Source organism: Lacrimispora xylanisolvens, from assembly GCF_002934545.1.
GTDB lineage: Bacteria > Bacillota > Clostridia > Lachnospirales > Lachnospiraceae > Lacrimispora > Lacrimispora xylanisolvens.
In genome coordinates, this window is sequence record NZ_PTJA01000010.1 from 220567 (window position 1) to 228643 (window position 8077).

8 protein-coding genes are annotated in these 8077 nt (G+C 41.8%); 2 read left to right on the plus strand and 6 right to left on the minus strand.

What is annotated here, in order from left to right:
- Nucleotides 1-22: 22 nt before the first annotated feature.
- The 6 genes from BXY41_RS18490 to BXY41_RS18515 all read right to left on the minus strand — a co-directional run bounded on the left by BXY41_RS18490 (nucleotide 23) and on the right by BXY41_RS18515 (nucleotide 5894).
- Nucleotides 23-745: a hypothetical protein gene (locus BXY41_RS18490; RefSeq protein WP_104438360.1), complete on the minus strand. Its 723-nt coding sequence runs from the start codon at nucleotides 743-745 to the stop codon at nucleotides 23-25.
- A gap of 330 nt (nucleotides 746-1075) precedes the next feature.
- Complete coding sequence (locus BXY41_RS18495) at nucleotides 1076-1687, minus strand: HAD family hydrolase (protein ID WP_104438342.1); 612 nt, start codon at nucleotides 1685-1687, stop codon at nucleotides 1076-1078.
- Nucleotides 1684-3027, minus strand: a complete 1344-nt coding sequence (locus tag BXY41_RS18500; RefSeq protein ID WP_242980240.1) for an MATE family efflux transporter — start codon at nucleotides 3025-3027, stop codon at nucleotides 1684-1686. The genes BXY41_RS18495 and BXY41_RS18500 overlap by 4 nt, the downstream gene beginning before the upstream one ends.
- Nucleotides 3028-3050: 23 nt before the next feature.
- Complete coding sequence (gene greA / locus BXY41_RS18505; RefSeq protein ID WP_104438343.1) at nucleotides 3051-3554, minus strand: transcription elongation factor GreA; 504 nt, start codon at nucleotides 3552-3554, stop codon at nucleotides 3051-3053.
- A gap of 28 nt (nucleotides 3555-3582) precedes the next feature.
- Nucleotides 3583-4902, minus strand: a complete 1320-nt coding sequence (locus tag BXY41_RS18510; protein WP_104438344.1) for a 4Fe-4S dicluster domain-containing protein — start codon at nucleotides 4900-4902, stop codon at nucleotides 3583-3585.
- 17 nt (nucleotides 4903-4919) lie between these two features.
- Nucleotides 4920-5894, minus strand: a complete 975-nt coding sequence (locus BXY41_RS18515) for a hypothetical protein (RefSeq protein WP_104438345.1) — start codon at nucleotides 5892-5894, stop codon at nucleotides 4920-4922.
- 168 nt (nucleotides 5895-6062) lie between these two features.
- Between BXY41_RS18515 and BXY41_RS18520 the strand changes: the two genes are divergently transcribed.
- The gene (locus tag BXY41_RS18520; RefSeq protein ID WP_104438346.1) at nucleotides 6063-6944 is read left to right on the plus strand and encodes a LysR family transcriptional regulator; all 882 of its coding nucleotides are present in this window, start codon (nucleotides 6063-6065) and stop codon (nucleotides 6942-6944) included.
- A 94-nt stretch (nucleotides 6945-7038) separates the two neighbouring features.
- Nucleotides 7039-7980 carry an NAD(P)H-binding protein gene (locus tag BXY41_RS18525; RefSeq protein WP_104438347.1) on the plus strand — a complete coding sequence of 314 codons (942 nt, stop codon included), beginning with the start codon at nucleotides 7039-7041 and terminating at the stop codon, nucleotides 7978-7980.
- The last annotated feature ends 97 nt before the right edge of the window (nucleotides 7981-8077 follow it).

The following is an 8077-nucleotide window of genomic DNA, read 5'->3' on the forward strand; positions in this document are numbered from 1 at the left end:
TGTTATTAACTGTGCGGCTTACTTATTCCCAATAAACCACAACATTTTTTGCCGCATCATCAACATACGTCATATACCGTATGGATTTTTCAAACTGACTTCTTGGCATACTGATTAATACAGAAGTATCCCATGGATTTATCAACACTACAGTATTTTTATTTACGCTCTTAATGGAATAGGAATGACCGCCATCACCGATAATTCCTCTGCCTGGATCTGCTATATTAAAATCACAGGCTGCTGTAATCCCCTCTCCGTTCTGGCATTTTGCAGCCATTGCATTCATAATTTCAGTTTTATTGGAAGACCAATAGGTTCTCTGTCTGAATCCTGTCATTCTTGTAAAAACATCACAGGCAAAACAGCCATTATAAACATTCATGGCCTTTTGTAAACCAGCTTCAATTACTCTGGCATCATAATCACCTTCTATGTAAGCATTATCAACATCATCCTCAGTTACTATTTCTCTTCCACTCCCAAAATTGAGTGTATAGGTTCCATTATAATTATCTGTAATCATTTTTCTAAAAATTTTTCTTCCATATTTGCTGTTATCCAGTGCCTGTATGGCAGAAACTGCTCCGCAGTCATTGGCAGCACCCTGATAAAATGTGCTTAGCTTCCCATCCAGTTGTGTTGCAGGGTCACCAGCATAAGCTGTAATTGGTGTAAAGGTGGCTCCTGCTGCAATTCCCACTGCTAAGCAGAATGCTCCAAATTTTGTTTTAAATTTTCTCATATTAATATTCATTCTAATATCTATTCCTTTCGTTTCTCAAGTCTTAATTTGTAACGATGTCCGCAAGACTTTTTCATACTGTCCTTCTTCCACTCATAATGTCCCAAGTATTTAATTTTGATTGATTTTCCTAGCTGCTGTTCATTTCGATTCATCCCCTCTGTTTCTTCTTTGTCTTTTGGATTCGCTATCGGATTAATTATATACTATATTGTCACAAATTGTCGCATCATGTAAGAAATAGTGGTTTGCATGTAACTTTTAGTGTTTTTTTTATTACAGCAAAAAAAAATCAGGGAGTTTCTGCTCCCTGACACTTTGGCTTTTTTATTATTCATTCAATTTACTCAGACATTCTTTCAGTGCATCAATGTTTCTGTCAGCAAAGCAGTAACCGTCCATACCGCATTCCCTTGCTCCTTCCACATTCATAAGCAGGTCATCAATAAAAAAACATTCCTCTGGTTTTAGATGAAACCGTTGAAAGAGATGACCGTACATCTCCTTTTGAGGCTTCATACATTTTACCTCTGCAGAAAAGAGAACACCATCAAAATACTCGATTCCCGGTATAATAGTCGTATAAGTCAACAGTCGGAGAGATGCATTGGAACATAAATAGATCCCATACCCCTGTTCCTTTAACTCCCGCACAAGTTCTCCCATCTCTTTTACGGGATACATATTATATTCATGCCAGTGTTTCAGGCAGAGCTCTGCCATTTCCTTTGCGTGGTCTGTGGACAGACGGGACTGCATTCTCCTTAAAGCATCCTCCTCAGAAATCAGCCCCATATCAAGCAACAGCCATTCCTGGGAATCGAAAACCGATGTGCAGACTTCCTTTCGTTCCGCTTCATCCTCCATAAATACTGCGCCAACCTTATGTCCTTCATAATCAACCAGTACTTTTCCCATATCGAATACTATGTTCTTTATCATCTGTCACTCTCCTGTAGTAATTCATTTCTATTTTTAAACCAAAAATAATAAGGTACTTCTGCAAGAAGCATGCAGGCCCAGCCGATGAGGCTGGCATATGCAACTCCCTTCAGTCCCATCACAGGGACGAGAAGAGATACGAATACCACCCGAACAGAGATCTGGATCAGGGTTGAGATCAAGGTAATGGACATGTTCCCCATACCCCTGAAAAATCCCTGAATGCCATTGGTAAACGCAGGCATGAGGTAGAAAAATGCCATCAGTCCCAGATATTGTACCCCGATGCCAACCATTCCTGTATCATTCTCTGATACAAACAGCTTCATCACAGGCTCTTTTATGACAAGGATTAAGATGCAGATAAAAACCCAGTATCCTGCCTCAATCATAAGTCCGGTGCGAAACCCCTTCCTGATCCGGCTGCTGTTTTTTGCCCCTCTGTTCTGGGCTACAAAGGTCATGATTCCGCTGGAAATACTCTGCTCCGGCGTAAATGCAAAATCATCCACTCTGTTTACCGCATTGAATGCTGCAATGGTACTGACTCCAAGAGGATTGATCATCCCCTGAATCAGAAGCTTCCCGATGGGTTGGCAGGATTGCTGCAGCGCCGTAATTGCTCCCTGTTTTAACGTCAGGTTTAAAAGCTCCTTATCCAGCCGCATTTCCTTCCTGCCCACTCTGAGAAGTGGAACCTTTCTATATATGTAAAGAATGCAAAGCCCGGCAGATACTGCCTCTGCAATAACCGTAGCAACCGCTGCTCCGATCACCTCCATATGAAACCATGCTACAAACACCACATCTAACAGACCGTTTAACACGGCAGCAGCAGCCAGAAACCGAACCGGAGTTTTGGAATCTCCCACACTTCTTAGTGCAGATGCCACTGCATTATAAAAAAACGTGAAAGGCATTCCCAGAAATATAATCCGCAGATACATGGCAGCAGCTTCTAAAATCTGATCCGGAACCCGAAGCAGCCTTAAGATGCCCCTGGACGCAAAAAATCCCAGTACAGCAATCATAAGAGAAAAGAAACACCCGAAAATAAGTATGGTAGAAACCTCTTCTTTCAGCCTTTTTTCATCACCTGCTCCGAAGAATTCACTCATCAGCACCGATGCTCCGATACAGATTCCTGTAATTCCTAAAATTACAATGCTCATAACAGGGTTTGCAGTTCCCACTGCTGCAAGAGCATCTTCTCCCGCATAACGCCCGACTATAATGGAATCCACTGCATTGTAAGTCAGCTGAAATAAATTACCCAGAACCAGAGGAATGGAAAAACGAATCAGCTGGGAGGATATATTGCCTTTTGTCATATCTTTCATCTAGTAACCCTTCCTTTGACGGATTAGTAGCTTCTCAACTGATCGCTTCCATCATCCTTTGTTTTTTCCAGACGTCTCACCTCTACGTAGTAGCCTGTTTTATCATTTACCTTAACATAAATACGGTCTCCCACTTTATGTCCCAGAATAGCGCTGCCAAGGGGTGATTCAGAACTGATTAAACCCTTTATGGAATTTCCACGGACGGTGGTCACCAGTTTATAGGTCTCCACCTCATCATCGTCTTCAAAATACAAATCCACGGTATTGTAAAGTCCAATTTCATCTTCTTTGGAATTGTCAGTAATAATTTGAGCCGTCTTAATCATTTTTTCCAGATAACGGATTCTGCTTTCGTTCTGATTTTTATCCTTTTTGGCTGCATGATATTCAAAGTTTTCGCTTAAATCTCCATGAGCTCTTGCTTCCTTAACCGCTTCCAGGGCTTCCTTACGAACCACCAGTTTACGGTGTTCTATTTCCTGCTTCATTTTTTCAATATCATTTTCTGTTAATTTGTCAAACACGATACCACTTTCCCTTTCTTCCTGCTGGTTAAGAAAGGCTTTTACTCCCTTTTGGGCTTTCCTCCACCGGTTTCCTCTTATAGAGGGACAAAAGCCTGTCTAAATAGATTGATTTCAGCTGTTTGCTTGCCATTGCCTGCTTTAACGGAGAAAGCTTTAAAATCGTTCCAAAAAGCGCTGCCATAGCGCGGTGGCTGGCAAATGCCTGATTATCAAATATAAGATTCTGCAGAGTTCCCTTTTCAATGGCCTGGAGCACAAAGCGATGGGTGCTGTTCACCGGCGTAATAATCTGCTTTGGTCTTTTCTCCAGTTTTATCGCCTTTACACTGCAGTTTCTGGCGCATACCCCGCATCCAAGGCAGATTTCCTCATCCACTACAGCTTTTCTTTTTCCATGTTCATTGGTTTCCATGGAAATTGCCAGAATGGGACATACCTTCTCACATTTGCCGCATCCCACACAGGTTTCCCCGGATATATGGGGAATGTAATTGGTAGTCGCAACGGGCTGCATGGGACTGAATTTTCTGGCTGCCTGAAGTGCTTCGCAACAGCATCCGCAGCAGTTGCAGATGAATGCAGGGTGCTCCCGGACATTTTCCCCGATCTGCACCAGATTGCTTTCGTAGGACCGTTCCAGCGCATCCATGGCTTCCTCTTTGGAAATCAGCCTTGTATAATCCCCATGTTCTGCCAGAGAACGGGCAACATTGTCAAAGGTCAGGCATACATCCCAGGGAGCATTGATTTCACAGGGATGACCGGCATGGGACATCTTATGACGGCAGTAGCAGAGCCCCAGTCCGATGTAATCCGCCTCCTCAACGATGTGGGAAGCCCGTTCATAATCCAGAATATGGTTGGTTTTATCCGTCATCAGCACAGGTTCCTGTACATAGACTCTGCCCAGTTTTGTTTCCGTAGCAAAAAATAAGTCCTTTATAAAGTCCTCTTCTACATTCATGTATTGATAATAAAGCTCGCCTAAGTATTTCTGGTCAATATCTCCTCTCGTCCTCATCAGGGCAAATTCAATAAAACCAGCCATGGGGGGCGGCATAACAAACTTCCGGATTCCGTTATGATAAGAATCCACCAGAAGGGCTTTTTCACAGAGATGGTTTAATAATCGTTCTGCTTTCAGCTCAGTCGTCTCCCAGATTTTAGCTGCCTTTTTCACCGTAAACGGCCGTACCGGCAGCAGTGCCACCCATTTTGCTTCCTTCTCCGAATACAAAACCTGAAGAATTTTATAAAGCGTCTCCGACTCAGGCGCCCCTTGTGTAAACCAGTTAATGCGGTCACTTAAATTTAAGTACGCATCACGGGCTGTCAGATGACCCATTTTCATGCCTTCTTTCTTTATGCTTTTTTTGCAATGATCTCAATACGTCTTAAAGTGGTGCCTACACTCTTACTGGACTCAACAGTCAGACCAAACAGCCTTAACAGATTCTTAGTGCCCTCTTTGGTTAAATAAACCTCCGAAGCAGCCTGCCGCCAGAGAGTATTCCCCTTCTTTTGCAGAAGATCCATGGATTTATCCAGATCTGGTCCATCAAACCAGAGAATTCCTCCATCTGACAGGCTTTCAGTCGCTCTGTCGAGAATTGCATTCATGTCCCGGTTGTCCGTGAGATGTTCAATGATAACCACTGCATAGCTCCCCCTTATAACAGGGCTGACGGGCTCAGTTCCATTCAGAACATCCATCTCATAACCAGCACTGACCGCCTCTTTATATAATTGACTGTTTTGACTGCCGATAAACAACATGGTATTGCCAGAGGCAAGCCTTTCAATATCCGCCAGTATTCTTTTACATTTTGCCTGGGAGTGTCCTGTTTTCTTTTTCCTTTTTACAACCCAGGGCTCTTCTTTTGCCAGATAATAGTTTCCGCACTCTTCGCACTTCATAAAGATACGAACCGGACTTAACAGCTCTTTCCCCTCTTCATCTCCTTCGATATAAAGGGATGCTCCGTAATGTACCGTCCCTTTTCCTGCACAGACGGGGCAGATCTCAATCTCTGCAAACATTAAATTTCTCAGTTCTTTTAAAGCCTTAAAATACCAGCGGTACAAACGATCCCGGAATTCCCCGTCATAAACAAACAGCCAGTTTTTTATGACTTCTGCCAGCCATCTTGTTTCATGGATCACAGACTTGTCCGCCTGAAGTCCTTTTAAGTTTTCTTCCAGCGTGAGGAGTCCGGAAACAGCATCCTCTTTCAGCCGGTCATTTCCCTGAGAAGTAATCAGATGCTCGATCCCTTCCACTACACTGCTGCATAAATTGACCATCACTACCAGCTGATTCATTTTGCCTGTCGCCATACGTTGATCCTTTCCTGTCACTTGTTTCAGTTCCTTTGTACATATCCCCTGTTATTTTAGCACTTTTAAAAGGGGAAAGGCAAATACTTTCTTGTAGAGTACCTGCAATCAGTCTATAATAATATCATGAAATGCAGGGATCGAAAGTTGATAATCAGAGAGGTTAACATGAATTTTGATAAAATAAAATATTTTATTGACTTGGTAGAATGCAGGAACTTTACAGAAACTGCAAAGAAAAACTTTGTATCACAGACTACAATCAGTCTGCAGATTGCATCATTGGAAGAAGAAACCGATATTCAATTGATAGACAGAAAAAAAATCCCCATTGAACCCACTCCAGCCGGATGGTTATTTTATGATGAAGCCGTCACCCTTTGGAAGCAATACAATCATATGAAAACCACATTGAATAATTATAAAATGAATCATGATCTGACAATCCGCGTAGAATATGCCGCAGCGACAGATATTCAGAGCATGCTTCGCTTAATGCCTTCTTTTAAAGAAAAGAATCCTAATATAAAATTAGAATTGGATAAAGTGCTGCTAAAAGATGTATCAGAATATCTGCTAAAGGGATTGTACGATATTGCCATCGCCTTTGATTCGGAGTTTAAGGATAAACCTGACATCCTCACTTATCCGCTTTATAGCGGGCAGTATTGTGCGGTTGTCAGCCGCAGCCACCCTTTGTTTCACCATCAAGCGATTTCCAAAGACGAATTATACCAATATCCACTGATTATGCTGAATCCCCAATCCATTGGCAGTTCCTATGAACTGATGATACAGCATGCAGCCTTAGATGGATATCACCCCCAAATCGTCCGGTCCGCAGATGATATTGAGACTGAGCTGTTTTACATTGTCACAGAAAACCTGATCGGATTTTTTCCAGACAATTATAATCCTGCTTATTTAGAAAATGATATCCGAATGATCCCTTTAAATGATACAAATCATACATTCCGTATCGAAATTGCTTATTTAAAAGATAATAAAAATATTGCTTTAAAGCATTTTCTTAAGCATATAAAGAATTAGTTTTCTAAATGACCCATGTAATTATTTCATTGGACTTTGTTTAATTTTTAACATATTATAAAAATATAAACAACCAGAAGGAGGAACAATAATTATGGGCAAATTATTATTAACTGGAGCCGATGGTAATTTAGGTAAGCAGGCGGCTAAATATCTATTGGAGTTAGTTGACAAGGACAAACTCATTTTTTGCGGTTATAACCAGGAATCCTTAAAAGAATTTACAAAACAGGGCATTGAAACTCATGTGACCAACTTTAACGACAGGGAAGGACTTGCCGAAGCCTTTGCCAATGCAGACAAAATTGCTTTAATTTCCATGCCTTTTGTGGGAAAAAAGCGGCAGAACGCTCACAAGAATGCAGTCGATGCCGCTAAGAAAGCCAACGTCAGGCAGATTATCTATACCTCTCTTGTAAATGCGGCAGATGAATCAAATCCCAGTGTTGAAAAAATTGACCATGCCTTCACAGAGGATTACATCCGACAGACCGGTCTGGATTATATATTCCTCCGCAATTCCCAATATGCAGAAGCCATGATTACCAACTATTTTACCTTTGCCAAAATGGATGGTGTATTAAAAAACAGCCAGGGAAGCGGAAAAATGGCTTATATCTCCCGTAAAGACTGTGCCAAAGCAATTGCGTATTCTCTTGTATCCGAACAATATCATGAATCCATTCTAAATATTAACGGACCTCAGTTAATGACCATTTCTGAATTTATTGAATATGGAAATCAGGCTACTGGAAACCATGTAACTTATGAGGAATTAACGGACGAAGAAAACTATGCCATTTTTGACTCTATGGGAGTACCAAGAACCACTGACGGAAAATTTAAGGAGGATTCTGAAGCACCGTTTTCATCAGAGGGTATGGTAACATTTGCTCAGGCCATTCGGCTGGGTAAAATGGATATATTTACGGACGATTTTAAGAATCTAACCGGTCAGGAGCCACTGACAGTTCAATATATGTTTGAACATGCAGATGACTTCCAGATTGGTGAACGGCATTCAAAGGACAATTAATAAGTCAATACCACCGGCTTAGCCGGTGGCTTGCTCAACCCCTATAAGGGGTTTATTTCCTGCTTGCGCCCGGAAGGCGCTCCGAAAGTCTGCCTAC